Source organism: Streptomyces sp. NPDC085944 (assembly GCF_040686295.1).
GTDB lineage: Bacteria > Actinomycetota > Actinomycetes > Streptomycetales > Streptomycetaceae > Streptomyces > Streptomyces salinarius.
Genome location: NZ_JBFBJX010000018.1, coordinates 116230 through 135007, shown reverse-complemented (window position 1 = coordinate 135007; position 18778 = coordinate 116230). Strand labels below are relative to the sequence as shown.

Sequence of the window (18778 nt, the reverse complement as noted above, 5' to 3'; positions counted from 1 at the left end):
GTGTGTGTCAACGGCGGGAACCTTCGGGGTTCACGCGGAGTCGCTGACTCAGCGTGCCCGAAGCCGTGTAGAAGTACGGGATTCGGGGAACCTTCTGGTCCCCTGCCGCGTTTCTGCTACGAGCACAGTGACATCACGGTGACAGGGTGTGGCGACAGGCGGGGTGCGGCTACGATGACCGGCACGAGGACGGGCGGCGCAAGGGAGCCGTCCCCCGGGGCGGCACCCGCCGGTGCCGTGCCAAGTCCTGTGAACAGGGGAGGCCCCACGCCGGGGCGAGGAGGGCGGGCCATGGTGCAGAAGGCCAAGATCCTCCTGGTCGATGACCGGCCGGAGAATCTGCTTGCGCTGGAGGCGATCCTCTCGGCGCTCGATCAGACGCTGGTGCGGGCATCGTCCGGGGAGGAAGCGCTCAAAGCACTGCTCACGGACGACTTCGCGGTCATTCTGCTGGACGTCCAGATGCCGGGCATGGACGGTTTCGAGACCGCCGCGCACATCAAGCGACGGGAGCGGACCCGGGACATCCCGATCATCTTCCTCACCGCGATCAATCACGGTCCCCATCACACCTTCCGCGGGTACGCGGCGGGCGCGGTGGACTACATCTCCAAGCCCTTCGACCCGTGGGTGCTGCGCGCCAAGGTCTCGGTCTTCGTCGAGCTGTACATGAAGAACTGCCAGCTGCGGGAACAGGCGGCGCTGCTGCGGCTCCAGTTGGAGGGCAGCGGCAAGGCGGAGGCCGGCGAGACCAAGGAGCCGGCCGGGCTGCTCGCCGAGCTGTCGGCGCGGCTGGCGGCCGTGGAGGAGCAGGCGGAGGCGCTGTCCAAGCAGTTGGGCGACGAGTCGACGGACGCGGCGGCGGTGGCGACGGCCGCCCACCTGGAACGCAAGCTCACCGGGCTGCGGCGGGCCCTGGACGCCCTGGAGCCGGGCACCTCCGGAGGCCAGGCCGCCGTCAACTGACGCTGCGGCCGGCGCCCGGATCACCGAGCACGTCCCGGTACGGCGGCTGCGGCCGTCCCTGAGGCGGCTCGTGAGGAACGGTCAGGCGCCGTACCGGAACCGTCAGTTCCGCCTGCGCTCGGGCGCGACACGAACGGGTGAAGCGGTGGGCACACGTGTCGACCGCCGTCTCCCCCGGTAACCTCACACTCATGGCCTCACGTCCCTCCGCAGCCAAGAAGCAGCCCGCGAAGAAGGCGGCCGCTCCCGCGAAGGGTCCCGCCAAGAAGGCCGCCGCGAAGAAGGCACCCGCGAAAAAGGCGCCCGCCAAGAAGGCCGCGGCGAAGAAGCCCGCGCCCAAACCGGCTCCCAACCCCACGGGAGGCGTCTACCGGTTGGTGCGCGCGCTCTGGCTGGGCCTCGCCCACGGCGTCGGCGCCGTCTTCCGCGGCATAGGGCAGGGCGCCAAGAACCTCGACCCGGCCCACCGCAAGGACGGCGTCGCCCTGCTGCTGCTCGGCATCGCGCTGATCGTCGCCGCGGGCACCTGGGCCGACCTCAAGGGCCCCGTCGGCGACCTCGTCGAGATCCTGGTGACCGGCGCCTTCGGCCGGCTCGACCTGCTCGTGCCGCTGCTGCTCGGCGCCATCGCCGTACGCCTGATCCGGCACCCCGAGAAGCCCGAGGCCAACGGGCGGATCGTGATCGGCTTGTCCGCGCTCGTCATCGGCGTGCTCGGCCAGGTGCACATCGCCTGCGGCTCACCGGCACGCAGCGAGGGCATGCAGGCCATACGGGACGCCGGCGGGCTGATCGGCTGGGGCGCGGCGACCCCGCTGTCGGCCACGATGACCGACGTGCTGGCCGTGCCGCTGCTCGTGCTGCTCACGGTCTTCGGCCTGCTCGTCGTCACCGCGACCCCGGTCAACGCGATCCCGCAGCGGCTGCGGCAGCTCGGGGTGCGGCTCGGCGTCGTCCACGACCCGGAGGCGGACGAGTACACCGAGTACACCGACGACGACGCGCGCTACGACGAGCAGTGGCGCGAGGCCCTGCCCGTCCGGTCCCGCAAGCGCGCCCAACCGGCCGCCGCCGAGCCGTACGACCCCGACGCGGCCGAGCAGGAGGCGCTCGGCCGGCGCCGCGGCAGGCCCCGGCGGTCCGCCGTGCCGCAGCCCGAGATGAACCGGCCGATGGACGCCGTGGACGTCGCCGCCGCCGCGGCCGCCGCGCTCGACGGCGCCGTACTGCACGGAATGCCGCCCTCGCCGCTGGTCGCCGACCTCACCCAGGGCGTGAGCACGGGAGAGCGCGAGTCCACGACCCCGACGCCCACGCCCGTGCCGGCGGCGCGGCCGCAGCCGGGGAAGCTCAAGAAGGACGCCGCCAAGGCGCCCGCGGAGGAACCGGCCGGCGGCGTCCCGGACCTGACGAAGACGCCACTGCCCAAGGAGCGGGACCTGCCGCCGCGCGCCGAGCAGCTCCAGCTCTCCGGCGACATCACCTACTCCCTGCCGTCCCTCGACTCCCTGACGCGCGGTGGCCCCGGCAAGTCGCGCAGCGCCGCCAACGACGCCATAGTGGCCTCGCTGACCACCGTCTTCACCGAGTTCAAGGTCGACGCCGCCGTCACCGGCTTCACCCGCGGCCCGACGGTCACGCGGTACGAGGTCGAGCTGGGCCCCGCCGTGAAGGTCGAGCGGATCACCGCGCTGACCAAGAACATCGCGTACGCCGTCGCCAGCCCCGACGTGCGGATCATCAGCCCGATCCCCGGCAAGTCCGCGGTCGGCATCGAAATCCCCAACACCGACCGGGAGATGGTCAACCTCGGCGACGTGCTGCGCCTCGCCGAGTCGGCCGAGGACGACGACCCGATGCTGGTCGCCTTCGGCAAGGACGTCGAGGGCGGCTACGTCATGCACTCGCTGGCGAAGATGCCGCACATGCTGGTCGCCGGCGCCACCGGCTCCGGCAAGTCGTCCTGCATCAACTGCCTGATCACCTCGATCATGATGCGGGCGACCCCCGAGGACGTCCGGATGATCCTGGTCGACCCCAAGCGAGTCGAGCTGACCGCGTACGAGGGCATCCCGCACCTGATCACGCCCATCATCACCAACCCGAAGCGGGCCGCCGAGGCGCTCCAGTGGGTCGTGCGCGAGATGGACCTGCGCTACGACGACCTCGCCGCCTACGGGTACCGGCACATCGACGACTTCAACCGCGCGGTGCGCGAGGGCAAGGTCAAGCCCCCCGAGGGCAGCGAGCGGGAACTCCAGCCGTACCCGTACCTGCTGGTGATCGTGGACGAGCTGGCCGACCTGATGATGGTCGCGCCGCGCGACGTCGAGGACGCGATCGTCCGGATCACGCAGCTCGCGCGCGCGGCCGGTATCCACCTGGTGCTCGCCACCCAGCGGCCCTCCGTGGACGTCGTCACCGGTCTCATCAAGGCCAACGTCCCCTCGCGCCTCGCCTTCGCCACCTCCTCGCTCGCCGACTCCCGGGTCATCCTCGACCAGCCCGGCGCCGAGAAGCTGATCGGCAAGGGCGACGGCCTCTTCCTGCCGATGGGCGCGAACAAGCCGACCCGTATGCAGGGCGCGTTCGTGACCGAGGAGGAGGTCGCGGCCGTCGTCCAGCACTGCAAGGACCAGATGGCGCCGGTCTTCCGGGACGACGTCACCGTCGGTACCAAGCAGAAGAAGGAGATCGACGAGGACATCGGCGACGACCTCGACCTGCTGTGCCAGGCCGCCGAGCTTGTCGTCTCCACGCAGTTCGGGTCGACGTCGATGCTCCAGCGCAAGCTGCGCGTCGGCTTCGCCAAGGCCGGGCGGCTGATGGACCTGATGGAGTCGCGGAACATCGTCGGACCGAGCGAGGGTTCGAAGGCTCGTGACGTTCTCGTGAAGCCTGACGAGCTGGACGGCGTGCTCGCCGTGATCCGGGGGGAGTCTGAAGGCTAGGGAGCGGGTAGGCGATGGGTTCCGCCGGCGTTTCTGCGACATTCCTCCGGCGGAGGGTCACTGCGGCCGGGCGGCCGATCGTGACTCACCCGTTAGGGATCATTGAGCAACCGTTTCCCCATGCCCTACGTCAAGTTGAGGGAAGTGACAAACAGGTAGTCCACCATCGGGGTGCCGGGCCATTCCGATGGCGTAAAGGTCGTACCGCCCGGTTGCCCCACCCCTTGGCACCCCTCCTAGACTGAACGCCCAGCACAGGCGGCTAAACGCTCGAAAGGCGCCCCCGTGTCCAACGGCAACTCCCCCGAAGACGAGCGTCCGATCGAAGACGTGTCCCGCGACGCCCCTGAAGACGTTTCCGAGGAAGCCCGGCCCTCGGTCGGCCGTGCCCTGCAGCAGGCGCGGATCGCCGCCGGGTTGACCGTCGACGACATCACCACCGCCACCCGGGTCCGCATCGCCATCGTGCACGCCATCGAGGCGGACGACTTCGCGCCCTGCGGCGGCGACGTCTACGCGCGCGGTCACATCCGCACCCTCGCCAAGGCCGTCGGGCTCGACCCGGCCGAGCTGCTCGCGCGGTTCGAGGCCCAGCACGGCGGGCGCCCGGAGCCGACCGTCACCGCGCCCCTGTTCGAGGCAGAACGTATCCGCCCCGAGCGGCGCGGACCCAACTGGACCGCCGCCATGGTCGCCGCCATCGTCGCCGTGATCGGCTTCGTGGGGTTCACCTTCGTCAAGGGCGGCGACGACGGCGGCAACGAGGCGAGTGTCGCCGAAGGGGCCCAGCCCTCGTCCGGCGAGTCCGCCTCGCCGAGCGCCAAGCCCAAGAAGCCCGCCGACCCGAAGCCGGAACCGAGCGACAGCGCCATCGCCGCCGCGCCGGCGGACAAGGTGACCGTCAAGGTCAGCGCCACCGACGGGCGCAGCTGGATCTCGGCCAAGGACCACAACGGCCGCCTGCTCTTCGACGGACTGCTCGACCAGGGCGACTCCAAGACCTTCCAGGACAACGAGAAGGTCGACCTCGTCCTCGGCGACGCCGGAGCCATAGAGCTCTACGTCAACGGCAAGAAGATCGAGGACGACTTCCAGCCCGGCGCAGTGGAGCGGCTGACGTACACGAAGGGCGATCCGCAGGTCGGATAGCGGATCGGGCGCGTGCCGCCGCACGGGGTCGGCCGCGATCGGCCAACCCCGTCGACGTGGGCTGTCGGCGGGACGAAGTAGTCTTGAGCCCATGCCTGAAAGCCGCACCGTCGCACTCGTCACCCTTGGCTGCGCCCGTAACGAGGTGGACTCGGAGGAGCTCGCAGGCCGTCTGGAGGCGGACGGCTGGAAGCTCGTCGACGACGCCGAGGAAGCGGACGTCGCCGTCGTGAACACGTGCGGCTTCGTCGAGGCCGCCAAGAAGGACTCCGTCGACGCCCTCCTGGAGGCCAACGACCTCAAGGGCCACGGAAGAACGCAGGCCGTCGTGGCCGTGGGCTGCATGGCCGAGCGGTACGGCAAGGAGCTGGCCGACGCCCTCCCGGAGGCCGACGGCGTCCTCGGCTTCGACGACTACGCCGACATCTCCGACCGCCTGCAGACCATCCTGAACGGCGGCATCCACGCCGCCCACACCCCGCGCGACCGGCGCAAGCTGCTGCCGATCAGCCCTGCCGAGCGCCAGGAGGCCGGCGCCTCCGTCGCCCTGCCGGGGCACGGACCGGCCGACCTGCCCGAGGGCGTCGCCCCCGCCTCCGGGCCCCGCGCGCCCCTGCGCCGCCGCCTGGGCGGCTCCCCGGTCGCCTCGGTGAAGCTGGCCTCCGGCTGCGACCGGCGCTGCTCCTTCTGCGCCATCCCGTCCTTCCGCGGCTCCTTCATCTCGCGCCGCCCCAGCGACGTGCTGAACGAGACGCGGTGGCTGGCCGAGCAGGGCGTCAAGGAGATCATGCTGGTCTCCGAGAACAACACCTCCTACGGCAAGGACCTCGGCGACATCCGCCTGCTGGAGTCGCTGCTGCCGAACCTGGCCGAGGTCGACGGAATCGAGCGGGTGCGGGTCAGCTACCTGCAGCCCGCCGAGATGCGCCCCGGGCTGATCGACGTCCTGACCTCCACCGAGAAGGTCGTGCCCTACTTCGACCTCTCCTTCCAGCACTCCGCCCCGAACGTGCTGCGCGCGATGCGCCGCTTCGGCGACACCGACCGCTTCCTGGAGCTCCTCGACACCATCCGGAGCAAGGCGCCCGAGGCCGGTGTCCGCTCCAACTTCATCGTCGGCTTCCCCGGCGAGTCCGAGGCCGACCTCGCCGAGCTGGAGCGGTTCCTGAACCACGCCCGGCTGGACGCCATCGGCGTCTTCGGCTACTCCGACGAGGAGGGCACCGAGGCGGCGACCTACGGCGACAAGCTGGACGAGGACGTCGTCGCCGAGCGGCTGGCACGGGTCTCCCGACTGGCCGAGGAACTGGTCTCGCAGCGCGCCGACGAGCGCGTCGGCGCGACCGTGCGGGTACTCGTCGAGTCCGTGGATCCCGCCGACGGGGGGGACGGTGTCCGCGGCCGCGCGGAGCACCAGGCGCCCGAGACGGACGGCCAGGTGCTGCTCACGAACGGCGAAGGTCTGAGTGTCGGTCGTATGGTCGACGCGAAGGTGGTCGGGACGGAGGGTGTCGACCTGGTGGCCGAGCCGCTGCAGGGCTCGCCCGAGTGGAGTGAGGAGGCCGGCAGATGAGCGGAGTCCCGGCGTCCGCGGCGGGCGGCTCCTCCAGTGCGGCGCGCAGGACCGGGCCGCGCGGCACCGCGGGTCCGGCGCACGGTCCGGGCGAGCGTACGACTCCGAGGGGTGCTGCCGTGGAACGGGACGCGGCGGAACGGGGCACGACGGAGCGGGGCACGGCCGAGCGGGGCGCGACCGAGGGCGGTGCCGGCGGGCGCGGCGGCAAGATCGCGGCCGCCGCCGTCAACCAGGCGAGCCTCTGGAACGTCGCCAATCTGCTGACGATGTTCCGGCTGCTCCTCGTCCCGGTCTTCGTGGTGCTGATGCTCGGCAACGGCGGATACGACCCGGCCTGGCGCTCCTTCGCCTGGGCCGCCTTCGCCGTCGCCATGTTCACCGACCTCTTCGACGGGCATCTGGCACGCACCTACAACCTCGTCACCGACTTCGGCAAGATCGCCGACCCCATCGCCGACAAGGCGATCATGGGGGCGGCGCTCGTCTGCCTGTCGGCCCTGGGCGATCTGCCGTGGTGGGTGACGGCCGTCATCCTCGGCCGGGAACTCGGGATCACCGTCCTGCGTTTCGTGGTCATCCGGTACGGCGTCATCCCCGCCAGCCGGGGCGGCAAGCTGAAGACGCTCACCCAGGGCATCGCCGTCGGCATGTACGTCCTGGCGCTGACGGGTCCGCTGGCCACCCTGAGGTTCTGGGTGATGGCCGCCGCGGTGGTCCTGACCGTGGCGACCGGACTGGACTATGTGAAGCAGGCCATTGTGCTGCGCCGCCGGGGAATCGCCGAACGCAGAGCGGCGTTGAAGGATGCGTCGAAGGAGTCGGAAGCTTGAGTTCCGCGGCCGCCGACGTGGTGCGACTACTCACTGTCAAGGGCGAGACCCTGGCGGTCGCCGAGTCACTGACCGGCGGGATGGTCGCCGCCGCGCTCACCGCGGTCCCCGGGGCCTCCAAGGCCTTCCGGGGCTCCGTCACCGCGTACGCGACGGAGCTGAAGCGGGAGATGCTCGGTGTCGACGGCGAGCTGCTCGCGGCACGCGGAGCGGTGGACCCGCAGGTCGCCGCCCAGATGGCGGCAGGCGTACGCACGACCCTGGGCGCCGACTGGGGCATCGCGACGACGGGTGTCGCAGGCCCGGACCCGCAGGACGGACAGCCCGTGGGGACGGTCTTCGTGGCCGTGGACGGGCCCCTGGGGGCCCGCCGGGGTTGCGCCGATGGCGGAAAAGTGGAGGCGTTGCGGTTGAACGGCGACCGCGCGGAAATTCGTATGGAGAGTGTACGGAGCGTACTCGCACTTCTTTTGAGGGAGCTTGCGAGCGAACAGACCGGGAATGAGCGGGCACAGGATACGGAACGGAACGGGGGGTTTTGATGTTTGCAGCCCTGAGTGAACACGACATCGCTCCCCGCACGGCCGCGGCGCGAGGCGGTACGGTGGGGCGTGAAGGATGCGGTTACACGGTCCGAGGAGGGAGCCACCGATGATTCTGCTCCGTCGCCTGCTGGGTGACGTGCTGCGTCGGCAGCGCCAACGCCAGGGCCGTACTCTGCGCGAAGTCTCCTCGTCCGCCCGAGTCTCACTCGGCTATCTCTCCGAGGTGGAGCGGGGGCAGAAGGAGGCTTCTTCCGAACTGCTCTCCGCCATCTGCGACGCGCTGGACGTACGGATGTCCGAGCTCATGCGGGAAGTGAGCGACGAGCTCGCCCTCGCCGAGCTGGCCCAGTCCGCTGCGGCCACCCCCAGCGAGACCGTTCCGGCACCGGTGCGTCCGATGCTGGGTTCCGTCTCGGTGACCGGTGTGCCACCGGAACGGGTGACGATCAAGGCGCCCGCCGAGGCAGTGGACGTCGTCGCCGCCTGAGGCGCCCGAGAACGTGTGCGTGTGAGGCCCCGGCCCGGGGTCGCTCCGGTGAGCGGAGTGACGCGGTCGGGGTTTTCGCGTGCCCGGGGCGTCCCACGCGAGGTCGTGAGAGCCGTCGACGGCGCCGGTTTGCCGGTGCGGGTCGGTGCGGTCATCGTGGAGGAGATGGCCGGGGGGCGAACCGACGGAGGCGTGCATGTACGTCGTGAAGAGCCCGTTGTCCGACGCGGACCTGAAGACCGTCTCCGAGGCGTTGCAGGGCGCCCTCGTCGACCTGGTCGACCTGGCCCTGGTGGCGAAGCAGATCCACTGGAACGTGGTCGGACCGCGCTTCCGCTCCGTCCACCTCCAGCTGGACGAACTCGTCGGCACCGCCCGCACGCACTCGGACACCGTGGCGGAGCGTGCCTCGGCACTCGGCGTCTCCCCGGACGGGCGGGCCGCGACCGTCGCCGTGGGCAGCGGGATCGACGTGACTCCCGAGGGCTGGGTCGACGACACCGCCGCCGTACAGACCATCGTGGACGCGCTCGGCGCGGTGATCGGCCGGATGCGCGAACGGATCGCGGCGAGCGGCGAGCCCGACCCCGTGAGCCAGGACATCTTCATTCAGATCACGGCCGATCTCGAGAAGCAGCACTGGATGTTCCAGGCCGGAAACGGATGACGCGGGGTGGCGGCGGCGCGCACGGCCCGCCGGACGGCCGCGCTGGGCCTTTGCGCGCTGTGGTGGTGGGCGGTACTGCGTCTGGCGCTGGAGCCCGGTGCCGGGGTGCTGGAAGGGGCGGTCGCGGTCGGCGGCTGGGGGCTGAGCGTGCTTCCGGTGCACTGTGTGCCGCGGCGGCGGGCCGTGGGGGCGCTGGATGCGGGGCGGTGGCGGCGGGCCCTGCGCGGGGCCGTGACGCGAGGGTCTGACCCGGTTCCCGACCCGGCGCCCGACCCGACCCGGCCGGGCGGTGCCGGCCTTTACGGCGGACGTTCGGGAGAGTAACGTACAACCAAATGGTTGTAGAAGGGGTCGAGGAAGCGGGCACGGACCGCCTGTTCCAGGCGCTGGCCGACACGACCCGCCGCGACATCCTGCGCCGCTGTGTGCGGGACGACCTGTCGGTGTCACGGCTGGCCGACGCCTACCCGATGAGCTTCGCCGCCGTGCAGAAGCACGTCGCGGTACTGGAACGGGCCGGCCTGGTGGTCAAGGAGCGCCGCGGACGGGAACAGATCGTGCGCGCCGATCCCGACGCCCTGGACCGGGCCCGGCGAGCCCTGGACGGACTCGAGGCCGCGTGGCGCGGACGCGTGGAGCGCATGTCCGGCCTGCTCGCCGAGGCGCCGGAAACCGAACCCGAAGCGCAGCAACCGGCGGAAGGACAGAGCCGATGAGTGTCACCAGCCTGGACAAGGATCCGGACAACCTGACCCTCACCCTGGTCGCCGACTTCGCCGCCCCCGCGGAACGGGTGTGGCAGCTGTGGGCCGACCCCCGGCAACTGGAACGCTGGTGGGGACCGCCGTCCCACCCGGCGACGGTGGAGGAGCACGACCTGACTCCCGGCGGGGACGTCACGTACTTCATGACCGGCCCGGAGGGCGAGAAGTACCGCGGCTGGTGGCGGGTGGCCACGGTCGACGCACCACGGTCGCTGGAGTTCACCGACGGGTTCGCCGACGAGGACGGGGTGCCGAACGCCGCGATGCCGACGTCCGCGAACCGCGTGACGCTCAGTGAGCGCGACGGCGGCACCCGCATGGAGATGCGGGCGGTCTTCGACACCCGGGAGCAGATGGACCGGCTGATGACGATGGGCATGGACGAGGGCATGCGGGAGGCGGCCGGTCAGATGGACGCCATCCTCGCCGCCGGCTGAGCCGTCCCACGGCTCCAACGGCTCTCACGGGTCCGCGGCGGTTCCTCAGCGGCTGCCGCGGTGGGCCGACCGGCGCCGTGTTCGTGCGTCCCCGGGGCCGCCCGGGCGGGGCGCGGGTCCTGCCTGACAGGTCGGGCACCAGTACGTGGGGCGCTCGCGGGAGCCGTCACCCTGGTCGGCCAACCGGACCGACGTGCCGCAGCGCAGGCACGGACGGGGCGCGCGGCCGTACACGAACAGGTTGTGGCCGCGCAGGCCCGTCGTCCGGCGGACCGGGCGATCGCGGTTGGCCTCCAGGAGTTCCCGGGCGAGTGCGGGGAGCCGCGCGGCGCGGTCGGGGGGCAGGTCCCCGACCGGCAGCCAGGGGGTGACGCCGAGGAGGAAACAGAGCTCGCACTTGTAGACGTTGCCGATGCCGGCCAGGTTGCGCTGGTCGAGCAGGGCCTGACCGATCGGACGCGCCGAGTCCGCCCGCAGGTTGTCCAGCGCCCGCGCCGGGTCCCAGTCGGGGCCGAGCAGATCGGGGCCGAGATGGCCGACGGCGCGCTGCTCGTCGGCGGTGCGCAGGATCTCCAGCACCGGGAGGCGGTAGCCGACGGCCGTGCGGTCGGCGGTGGCGAGGACGACCCTGATCTGGTGTGCGGGCCCGCCGCTCCAGCGCTGACCGGGCGCGAACACCTTCCAGGAACCGTCCATGCGCAGGTGCGAGTGCACCGTCAGGCCGCCCTCGACACGGGCGAGCAGGTGCTTGCCGCGCGGGGTGACCTCCAGGACGGTGCGGCCGGCCAGATCGACCGTGGCGTACCGGGGGACGCGGAAGTCGCTGCGGGTCAGCACCTTGCCCGCGAGGGCGTCGTGGAGCCGTCGCGCGGCCTGTAGGACCGTGTCGCCTTCGGGCATGGTTCAAGGGTGACAGGGTCACGCCCTGATGCGCAGACCGCGTGGGGTGGCGACGAAGCCCGCTCCCTCCAGCAGCGGCCCGAAGGGGGAGGTCAGGGCCGCCGCGCCGTTGACCCGTTCCACCGTGACCGTGCCGAGCGAACCGGCGCGTGCGGCCTCCGCGAGGGCCTGCGCCGCCGCTCGCAGCCCCGGGTCCTCGGTGGGCAGTCGGTCGGGGTCGGAGGGCCACAGCAGGAGGGTCTTGCCGCCGCGTTCCACGTAGAGCGCGGGCTCGCCCCCGACGAGGACCACCAGGGAACCCGCCTTGCGGCCGGGCTTGTGCGTGGCACCGGCCGGCGGCTCGGGCCAGCCGAGGGCCGCGCCGTAGGCGTTCGCCGGGTCGGCGGCGGCCAGGACGACGGCCCGCGGTCCGGCGGCGGTGCGATCGCGCCGGCCGGGGAGTCCGGTGTCGTACGGGCCGCGCGAGTTCCCGTAGCCGCCGTGTCCGTGCCCGCCGCCGCGGGGACCGCCGGCGCCCGGCTCGGCGTAGTCGCGCGGCGAGATGTAGTCGCCCCGGGACGGTGAACGCCCCAGGCCGTCGGGGTCGGCGAAGACGTCGTCGAAGTCGTCCGGGGGGCCTGCCGAGGCCGGGCGACCGGGACCTTCCCGGCGATCGGGGACGGAGCTGCCGGTGGGGTCCGGGGCGTCGGGGCCGCTGCCGTACGCGGAGCCGCGGAAGTCGCCGGGATCGCCGAAGCCCTCGAAGGAGTCGAAGGGGGAACCGGCGACCGGCCCGGCGGGGCCACCGGGCGGGAGGCCGGGGCCGAAGGCGCCGCCCGTGGAGTCCACCGGACGGGGCGAGTCGTCACCGCGCTCGCGGGCGTTGGCCACCGCACGCAACCGGTCCACGGCCCCCTCCATGGCGAACTGAGCCGCGCCCAGCCCCTCCACGACATAGCCGCGCCGGGCCTGCCCGCTCTCCTCGAAGGCGGCCAGGATCCGGTACACCGCCGAGAAACCGCCCTCCACGCCCTCCGCGGCGACGGCGCCACGGGTGACCACGCCGTGCCGGTCGAGGAGGGTGCGGGCCAGGGCATGGGCCCGCACCGTCCCGTCCGCCTCGCGCTCCGGGAGCAGCGACCAGCGGCCCGCGACCGTCGGCGGGCCGGTGCGGGACGCCGGGCGGGCGGCGGCGGTGAGCGAGCCGTACCGCCCCCGGGGCACCGCGCGCTTGGCGCGGTGGGCGGTGGAGCCGGCGGTGCGCCCGGAGCCCAGCAGGGAGCGCAGGGGTGCCAGCGTGTCGTTGGTCAGCCGTCCGGACCAGGCCAGGTCCCACAGCGCGTCGGCCAACTGCGGATCGGTGGCCTCGGGGTGGGTGGTGGCGCGGACCTGGTCGGCGATCTGCCGGAAGAACAGGCCGTACCCGCCCGAGAGAGTGTTCAGGACGGACTCGTGCAGGGCGGTCGTCTCCAGCGGGTGCGGGGGTGGCAGGAGCAGCGGGGCCGCGTCCGCGAGGTAGAGGGAGACCCAGCCGTCCTTGCCGGGCAGGGAACCCGCCCCCGCCCACACCACCTCGCCGGCGGCCGTCAGCTCGTCCAGCATCGCCGGGTTGTAGTTCGCCACCCGGGAGGGCAGGACCAGCTTCTCCAGCGCGGAGGCCGGCACGGAGGCGCCCTGCAGTTGCTCGACGGCGCGGACCAGCCCGTCGATGCCGCGCAGTGTGTGTCCCTTGCCGATGTGCTGCCACTGGGGGAGGAACTGGCCGAGCGCGGCCGGCGCCACCGGTTCCAGCTCGTGCCGGAGCGCGGCCAGGGAACGGCGGCGCAGCCTGCGCAGCACGGTGGCGTCGCACCACTCCTGGCCGATACCGGCCGGATGGAACTCGCCCTGCACCACGCGGCCCGTCCCGGCGAGCCGCTGGAGGGCGCCCTCGGTGACCGCCACGCCCAGACCGAAGCGGGCCGCCGCGGTGACCGACGTGAAGGGGCCGTGGGTGCGGGCGTGACGGGCCAGGAGGTCGCCGAGCGGGTCCTTGACCGGTTCTGTGAAGGCTTCCGGCACACCGACGGGCAGCGCCGTGCCCAGCGCGTCGCGCAGCCGGCCCGCGTCCTCGATCGCCGCCCAGTGGTCGGCGCCGGCGATCCGCACCCTGATCGCGCGGCGGGCGGCGGCCAGCTCGGGCGCCCACTGCGGCTCGGCGCCCCGCTCGGCCAGCTCGGCGTCCGTCAGCGGGCCGAGCACCCGCAGCAGGTCGGCGACGCCCTCGGAGTCCTTGACGCGGCGGTCCTCGGTGAGCCACTGCAGCTCGCGCTCCAGCTCGGTGAGCACCTCGGCGTCGAGCAGCTCGCGCAGCTCCGCCTGGCCCAGCAGCTCGGCCAGCAGCCGCGAGTCCAGGGACAGGGCGGCAGCCCGCCGCTCGGCGAGCGGCGAGTCGCCCTCGTACAGGAACTGGGCGACGTAACCGAACAGCAGGGAACGGGCGAACGGGGACGGCTCCGGGGTGGTGACCTCGACCAGGCGGACCTTGCGGGCCTCCACGTCCCCCATCAGCTCGACCAGGCCGGGGACGTCGAAGACGTCCTGGAGGCACTCGCGGACCGCCTCCAGGACGATCGGGAACGAGCCGTACTCGCTCGCCACCTCCAGCAGCTGAGCCGCCCGCTGCCGCTGCTGCCACAGCGGGGTGCGCCTGCCGGGGCTGCGGCGCGGCAGCAGCAGCGCGCGGGCGGCACACTCGCGGAACCGGGAGGCGAACAGCGCCGAGCCGCCCACCTGGTCGGTCACGACCCGGTCGACCTCGCCCTTGTCGAAGACGACGTCGGCGGCGCCGACGGGCGCCTTCTCCGCGTCGTACTCCAGGCCCGGCTTCGCGGGGTCCTGGTCGAGGAAGTCCAGGCCCATGAGGTCGGCGTCCGGCAGACGCAGCACGATGCCGTCGTCGGCGTGCATGACCTGGGCGTCCATGCCATACCGCTCGGTCAGCCGGGCACCCAGGGCGAGGGCCCAGGGGGCGTGGACCTGGGCGCCGAAGGGGGAGTGGACGACGACCCGCCAGTCGCCCAGCTCGTCCCGGAAGCGCTCGACGACGATGGTGCGGTCGTCGGGGACGTGGCCGCAGGCCTCGCGCTGCTCGTCGAGGTACGCCAGCACGTTGTCCGCGGCCCAGGCGTCCAGGCCCGCGGTGACCAGACGCAGCCGGGCGTCCGCCACGGAAAGGGAACCGACCTCGCGCAGGAACGCGCCCAGCGCGCGGCCCAGCTCCAGGGGGCGGCCCAGTTGGTCGCCCTTCCAGAACGGCAGCCTGCCCGGCACGCCCGGCGCCGGGGAGACCAGGACCCGGTCGCGCGTGATGTCCTCGATCCGCCAGGAACTGGTGCCGAGCGTGAAGACGTCGCCCACGCGGGACTCGTACACCATCTCCTCGTCCAGCTCGCCGACCCGGCCGCCGCCCTTCTTCGGATCGGCACCGGCCAGGAAGACCCCGAAGAGCCCGCGGTCCGGGATCGTGCCCCCGGACGTCACCGCGAGCCGCTGCGCCCCCGGGCGGCCGGTGACCGTGCCGGCGATCCGGTCCCACACCACGCGCGGACGCAGCTCGGCGAAGGCGTCGGAGGGATAGCGGCCCGCGAGCATGTCCAGGACGGCGGTGAAGGCCGACTCCGGAAGGGAGGCGAACGGGGCGGCGCGGCGGACGGTGGCCAGGAGGTCGTCGACCTGCCAGGTGTCCAGCGCGGTCATCGCCACCAGCTGCTGGGCCAGCACGTCCAGTGGGTTGGCGGGGATCCGCAGGGCCTCGATGGCGCCGCTGCGCATCCGCTCGGTGACCACGGCCGACTGCACCAGGTCGCCGCGGTACTTGGGGAAGACCACGCCCGTGGAGACCGCGCCGACCTGGTGCCCCGCGCGGCCGACGCGCTGGAGGCCGGAGGCGACCGAGGGCGGCGACTCCACCTGGACGACCAGGTCGACGGCGCCCATGTCGATCCCCAGCTCCAGACTGGAGGTGGCGACCACGGCGGGCAGGCGGCCCGCCTTCAGGTCCTCCTCGACCAAGGCGCGCTGCTCCTTGGAGACCGAGCCGTGGTGGGCGCGGGCGATCACGGGCGGCGCTCCTTGGGCGGCACCTGAACCCCCCATCAGCTCGGCGGGGGAGTGGTGCTCGTCCAGGGGCTCGCCGGTGGCCCGCTCGTACGCGATCTCGTTGAGCCGGTTGCACAGGCGCTCGGCCAGCCGCCGGGAGTTGGCGAAGACGATCGTGGAGCGGTGCGACTGGACCAGGTCGGTGATCCGCTCCTCGACGTGCGGCCAGATCGAGGGACGCTCCGCGCCCTCGTTGCCGTCCGCGACCGGGGAGCCGCCCAGCTCGCCCAGGTCCTCGACGGGGACGACGACGGACAGGTCGAACTCCTTGCCCGACTCCGGCTGGACGATCTCGACCCGGCCGCGCGGGGCGAGGAACCGGGCGACCTCGTCCACCGGGCGGACCGTCGCCGACAGTCCGATGCGGCGGGCCGGCTTCGGCAGCAGTTCGTCCAGCCGCTCCAGGGTGAGCGCGAGATGCGCGCCGCGCTTGGTGCCCGCGACCGCGTGCACCTCGTCCAGGATCACCGTCTCGATGCCGGTCAGCGCCTCGCGCGTGGCGGACGTCAGCATCAGGAACAGGGATTCGGGGGTGGTGATCAGGATGTCCGGCGGCCGGGTGGACAGGGCCCGGCGCTCGGCGGCCGGAGTGTCGCCGGACCGGATGCCGACCTTGACCTCGGGCTCGGGCAGACCGAGGCGTACGGACTCCTGGCGGATGCCGGTCAGCGGGCTGCGGAGATTGCGCTCGACGTCGACGGCCAGGGCCTTGAGCGGGGAGACGTACAGGACGCGGCAGCGCTTCTTGGGGTCGGCGGGCGGCGGCGTCGAGGTCAGCTGGTCCAGGGCGGCGAGGAAGGCGGCCAGGGTCTTGCCGGACCCCGTGGGGGCGACCACCAGCACGTCCGAGCCCTGCGAGATGGCCTGCCAGGCGCCCGCCTGGGCGGAGGTGGGCGCGGAGAAGGCCCCCGTGAACCATCCGCGGGTCGCGGGGGAGAAGCCGTCCAGGGCTCGGTGTGCGGAGCTGACCATGGATCCATCGTGCACCCGGCCACTGACAATCGGCCCGCGCCGGGCGTACGGGGCGGGTGGGGTCGCGGTCGGAGCGGCACGGGGCCAGTCGGGGTCGGGTGTGGGCGAGGAGCGGTGCGCGTGGGCCAGTCTGGGCGCGTGGCCGGTCGGCCGGCGGGGCCCTCGCCGAGCCGCGGGCGCGGCTCCCCGGGCCGGGGGCCCGCGCCGGGCGTACGGGAGGTTGGGGTGGGGTCGCGGAATGGCTTGCCTCCGCAACCGGGTCGGACCACCCGGCGCGCGCCTCCGCCCCGTGAAGGGCCGCCGGCCTCGCACACCCGGTCCCGGGGCCGAGTCGGACACCCCCTCCCCCGTGCGCAGGGCGCCCGACCCACGGACGGTTCGGGCGCCGGGTGCACCGCGGCCGTCGCCGGGGGCCGGGCGCGGTTGGCGGAGAATGGGGACATGACGGGATCGGGTGAGCGGGCACGGCACTGGCGTTACGCGGAGCTGCCCGACGTCGACCTGCTCCGTGCCCAGTACATACGGAAGACGTTCGTGCGCCACACGCACGAGCACTTCGTCATCGCCGCCATCGCCGACGGCGTGGAGATCTTCCACCACGGCGGGGGCGACCAGTACGCCGGTGCCGGCTCACTCGCCCTGGTCAACCCGGACACCCCGCACACCGGACGGGCCGGAGTGCCGGAGGGCTGGCGGTACGGGGCCGTCTACCCGGCGCCCGAGCTGGTGGCCCGGATCGCGGCGGAGACGACGACGCTGCGCGGCACGCCGGGGTTCGTCCGGCCGGTGCTCGACGACCCGTACGCCGTCGAGCTGGTGCACCGCGTGCTGCGCGCCGCCGACGACGGGAACGCGCTCGCCGCCGACACCCTGCTGCGCGTGGCCGTGACCCGGCTGCTGCGGCTGAACGGCGGCCTGCTGCCACGGCGCCGGGTGCGTACCGCCGGGGCCGGGACGGCGGCCCGCGCGCGTGCCGTGCTGGAGGAACGGATGGCCGACCCGCCGAGCCTGGAGCGCCTCGCCGGGGAGCTGGGGAGCAGCCCGTTCGCGCTGCTGCGGGCGTTCCGGGACGCCTACGGCATGCCGCCCCACACCTGGCTGACGGACGCCCGGGTGCGTCGGGCCCGGCGGCTGCTGGACACCGGGACGTCCCCGGCCGAGGCCGCCGTCGCCGTGGGGTTCACCGACCAGCCGCACCTCAACCGGCACTTCGCGCGCATCGTCGGGGTGCCGCCCGGCGCCTACCAGCGGGAGCGCAAGAACGTACAAGACGCGCGGCGCAAGCCGCTCCTACCGTTCGAGGCGTGAGAGAACAGACAGCCCTTCCCGACGCTCCCGACGCGGGTGTCGCCGGCGCGAAGCCGGACGCCGCCGTCGTGCGGGACGCCCTCGGGGTCGGAGTCGCCGTCGGACTGTCCGGGTTCGCCTTCGGGGTGACCTCGGCCGGCAGCGGACTCACCCTCGCCCAGACCTGCGCCCTGAGCCTCCTGGTGTTCACCGGGGCGTCCCAGTTCGCGCTCGTCGGCGCGCTCGCGGCCGGTGGCAACCCGCTCACCGCGGCGGCGGGGGCCTTCTTCCTGGGCGTGCGCAACGCGTTCTACGGGCTGCGCCTGTCGCAGTTGCTGGCTCTCCCGCGCGCGGTGCGGCCGTTCGCCGCGCAGTGGGTCATCGACGAGACGACGGCCGTGGCCCTCGCACAGCCCACGCGGCGCGCCGTCCGCATCGGGTTCACCGTCACCGGACTCACCCTGTACGTCCTGTGGAACCTCACCACCCTGCTCGGCGCGCTGGGCGCGGAGGCCATCGGGGACACCGACGCCTGGGGTCTCGACGCGGCCGGCCCCGCGGTCTTCCTCGCGCTGCTCGCGCCGATGCTGAAGGACACCACCGAGCGCACGGTCGCCGCCCTGGCCGTCCTCCTGGGGCTCGGTCTGCTGCCCGTGCTGCCCGCCGGCGTGCCCGTCCTGGTGGCCGGGCTGGCGGCGCCCGTCGTCCTGTGGGCGCGCGGACGCCGCGCGCGTGGCGCCGGAACCGGCGAGGAGGAGGGAGAGCGATGAGCGTATGGATCGCGATCGGCGCCACCGCGGTGGGCTGCTACGCCGTCAAGCTTCTCGGGCTGCTGGTGCCCGCGGGCGCTCTGGAACGGCCCCTGGTCCGGCGGTTCGCCGCGCTGCTGCCCGTCGCCCTCCTCGCGGCGCTCACCGCCCAGCAGACCTTCGCCGACGGACAGGCGCTCGTGCTGGACGCGCGGGCCGCGGGGGTCGCCGCGGCCGCCGTCGCGCTGCTGCTGCGGGCCCCGTTCCTGCTCGTCGTCGCGGCCGCCGTGGTCGTCACCGCGGGCGTACGGGCCACGGGCGGCTGAGCGGCCCCAGGCCCAGGCAACAGGCCTCAGGCCTCAGGCCCCAGGCCCCAGGT

16 protein-coding genes are annotated in these 18778 nt (G+C 73.2%); 14 read left to right on the top strand and 2 right to left on the bottom strand.

The genetic code is table 11. The features are described 5' to 3' along the window. Positions 1-291: 291 nt before the first annotated feature. From AB0P07_RS29990 to AB0P07_RS29940, 11 genes are all read left to right on the top strand, one after another. Positions 292-966, top strand: a complete 675-nt coding sequence (locus tag AB0P07_RS29990; RefSeq protein ID WP_102932166.1) for a response regulator — start codon at positions 292-294, stop codon at positions 964-966. Positions 967-1157: 191 nt separating this feature from the next. Next, complete coding sequence (locus tag AB0P07_RS29985) at positions 1158-3917, top strand: DNA translocase FtsK (RefSeq protein ID WP_365556062.1); 2760 nt, start codon at positions 1158-1160, stop codon at positions 3915-3917. Between the two features lie 285 nt (positions 3918-4202). Next, positions 4203-5066, top strand: a complete 864-nt coding sequence (locus tag AB0P07_RS29980; protein ID WP_365556060.1) for a helix-turn-helix domain-containing protein — start codon at positions 4203-4205, stop codon at positions 5064-5066. 91 nt (positions 5067-5157) lie between these two features. Continuing rightward, positions 5158-6639, top strand: a complete 1482-nt coding sequence (gene rimO / locus AB0P07_RS29975; RefSeq protein WP_365556059.1) for a 30S ribosomal protein S12 methylthiotransferase RimO — start codon at positions 5158-5160, stop codon at positions 6637-6639. Next, the gene (pgsA, locus tag AB0P07_RS29970; protein ID WP_365556057.1) at positions 6636-7472 is read left to right on the top strand and encodes a CDP-diacylglycerol--glycerol-3-phosphate 3-phosphatidyltransferase; all 837 of its coding nucleotides are present in this window, start codon (positions 6636-6638) and stop codon (positions 7470-7472) included. Before rimO ends, pgsA begins: the two co-directional genes overlap by 4 nt. Continuing rightward, entirely contained in the window at positions 7469-8014 is a 546-nt protein-coding gene (locus AB0P07_RS29965; RefSeq protein WP_365556055.1) for a CinA family protein, read from the top strand. Before pgsA ends, AB0P07_RS29965 begins: the two co-directional genes overlap by 4 nt. Before the next feature lie 109 nt (positions 8015-8123). Continuing rightward, positions 8124-8504: a helix-turn-helix transcriptional regulator gene (locus tag AB0P07_RS29960; protein ID WP_007387871.1), complete on the top strand. Its 381-nt coding sequence runs from the start codon at positions 8124-8126 to the stop codon at positions 8502-8504. A gap of 196 nt (positions 8505-8700) precedes the next feature. Then, positions 8701-9171, top strand: a complete 471-nt coding sequence (locus tag AB0P07_RS29955; RefSeq protein WP_102929331.1) for a DNA starvation/stationary phase protection protein — start codon at positions 8701-8703, stop codon at positions 9169-9171. 6 nt (positions 9172-9177) lie between these two features. Further along, positions 9178-9495 (top strand): hypothetical protein, encoded by a 318-nt coding sequence (locus AB0P07_RS29950; protein WP_365556052.1) that lies wholly within the window; start codon positions 9178-9180, stop codon positions 9493-9495. An 11-nt stretch (positions 9496-9506) separates the two neighbouring features. Further along, the gene (locus tag AB0P07_RS29945; protein ID WP_365556050.1) at positions 9507-9887 is read left to right on the top strand and encodes a metalloregulator ArsR/SmtB family transcription factor; all 381 of its coding nucleotides are present in this window, start codon (positions 9507-9509) and stop codon (positions 9885-9887) included. Then, positions 9884-10372 carry an SRPBCC domain-containing protein gene (locus AB0P07_RS29940; RefSeq protein ID WP_365556048.1) on the top strand — a complete coding sequence of 163 codons (489 nt, stop codon included), beginning with the start codon at positions 9884-9886 and terminating at the stop codon, positions 10370-10372. The genes AB0P07_RS29945 and AB0P07_RS29940 overlap by 4 nt, the downstream gene beginning before the upstream one ends. A 45-nt stretch (positions 10373-10417) precedes the next feature. Here the strand turns inward: AB0P07_RS29940 and AB0P07_RS29935 are convergent, their stop codons facing one another. Both AB0P07_RS29935 and AB0P07_RS29930 read right to left on the bottom strand, forming a co-directional pair. Next, complete coding sequence (locus AB0P07_RS29935) at positions 10418-11272, bottom strand: DNA-formamidopyrimidine glycosylase family protein (protein ID WP_365556046.1); 855 nt, start codon at positions 11270-11272, stop codon at positions 10418-10420. Between the two features lie 18 nt (positions 11273-11290). Beyond that, positions 11291-16363 (bottom strand): ATP-dependent helicase, encoded by a 5073-nt coding sequence (locus tag AB0P07_RS29930; RefSeq protein WP_365556045.1) that lies wholly within the window; start codon positions 16361-16363, stop codon positions 11291-11293. A 441-nt stretch (positions 16364-16804) separates the two neighbouring features. Between AB0P07_RS29930 and AB0P07_RS29925 the strand changes: the two genes are divergently transcribed. The 3 genes from AB0P07_RS29925 to AB0P07_RS29915 are packed head-to-tail and all read left to right on the top strand — an operon-like array spanning position 16805 to position 18725. Next, positions 16805-17671 (top strand): AraC family transcriptional regulator, encoded by an 867-nt coding sequence (locus tag AB0P07_RS29925; protein ID WP_365556043.1) that lies wholly within the window; start codon positions 16805-16807, stop codon positions 17669-17671. After that, entirely contained in the window at positions 17668-18420 is a 753-nt protein-coding gene (locus tag AB0P07_RS29920) for an AzlC family ABC transporter permease (RefSeq protein WP_365556040.1), read from the top strand. The genes AB0P07_RS29925 and AB0P07_RS29920 overlap by 4 nt, the downstream gene beginning before the upstream one ends. Continuing rightward, positions 18417-18725: an AzlD domain-containing protein gene (locus AB0P07_RS29915; RefSeq protein WP_365556038.1), complete on the top strand. Its 309-nt coding sequence runs from the start codon at positions 18417-18419 to the stop codon at positions 18723-18725. Before AB0P07_RS29920 ends, AB0P07_RS29915 begins: the two co-directional genes overlap by 4 nt. Positions 18726-18778: the final 53 nt, after the last annotated feature.

Coding starts and splice junctions, on each gene's coding strand:
- AB0P07_RS29990 (WP_102932166.1), top strand. CDS start 292: ATGGTGCAGAAGGCCAAGATCCTCCTGGTCGATGACCGGCCGGAGAAT.
- AB0P07_RS29925 (WP_365556043.1), top strand. CDS start 16,805: ATGACGGGATCGGGTGAGCGGGCACGGCACTGGCGTTACGCGGAGCTG.
- AB0P07_RS29945 (WP_365556050.1), top strand. CDS start 9,507: ATGGTTGTAGAAGGGGTCGAGGAAGCGGGCACGGACCGCCTGTTCCAG.
- AB0P07_RS29985 (WP_365556062.1), top strand. CDS start 1,158: ATGGCCTCACGTCCCTCCGCAGCCAAGAAGCAGCCCGCGAAGAAGGCG.
- pgsA (WP_365556057.1), top strand. CDS start 6,636: ATGAGCGGAGTCCCGGCGTCCGCGGCGGGCGGCTCCTCCAGTGCGGCG.
- AB0P07_RS29935 (WP_365556046.1), bottom strand. CDS start 11,272: ATGCCCGAAGGCGACACGGTCCTACAGGCCGCGCGACGGCTCCACGAC.
- AB0P07_RS29955 (WP_102929331.1), top strand. CDS start 8,701: ATGTACGTCGTGAAGAGCCCGTTGTCCGACGCGGACCTGAAGACCGTC.
- AB0P07_RS29915 (WP_365556038.1), top strand. CDS start 18,417: ATGAGCGTATGGATCGCGATCGGCGCCACCGCGGTGGGCTGCTACGCC.
- AB0P07_RS29960 (WP_007387871.1), top strand. CDS start 8,124: ATGATTCTGCTCCGTCGCCTGCTGGGTGACGTGCTGCGTCGGCAGCGC.
- AB0P07_RS29930 (WP_365556045.1), bottom strand. CDS start 16,363: ATGGTCAGCTCCGCACACCGAGCCCTGGACGGCTTCTCCCCCGCGACC.
- AB0P07_RS29940 (WP_365556048.1), top strand. CDS start 9,884: ATGAGTGTCACCAGCCTGGACAAGGATCCGGACAACCTGACCCTCACC.
- rimO (WP_365556059.1), top strand. CDS start 5,158: ATGCCTGAAAGCCGCACCGTCGCACTCGTCACCCTTGGCTGCGCCCGT.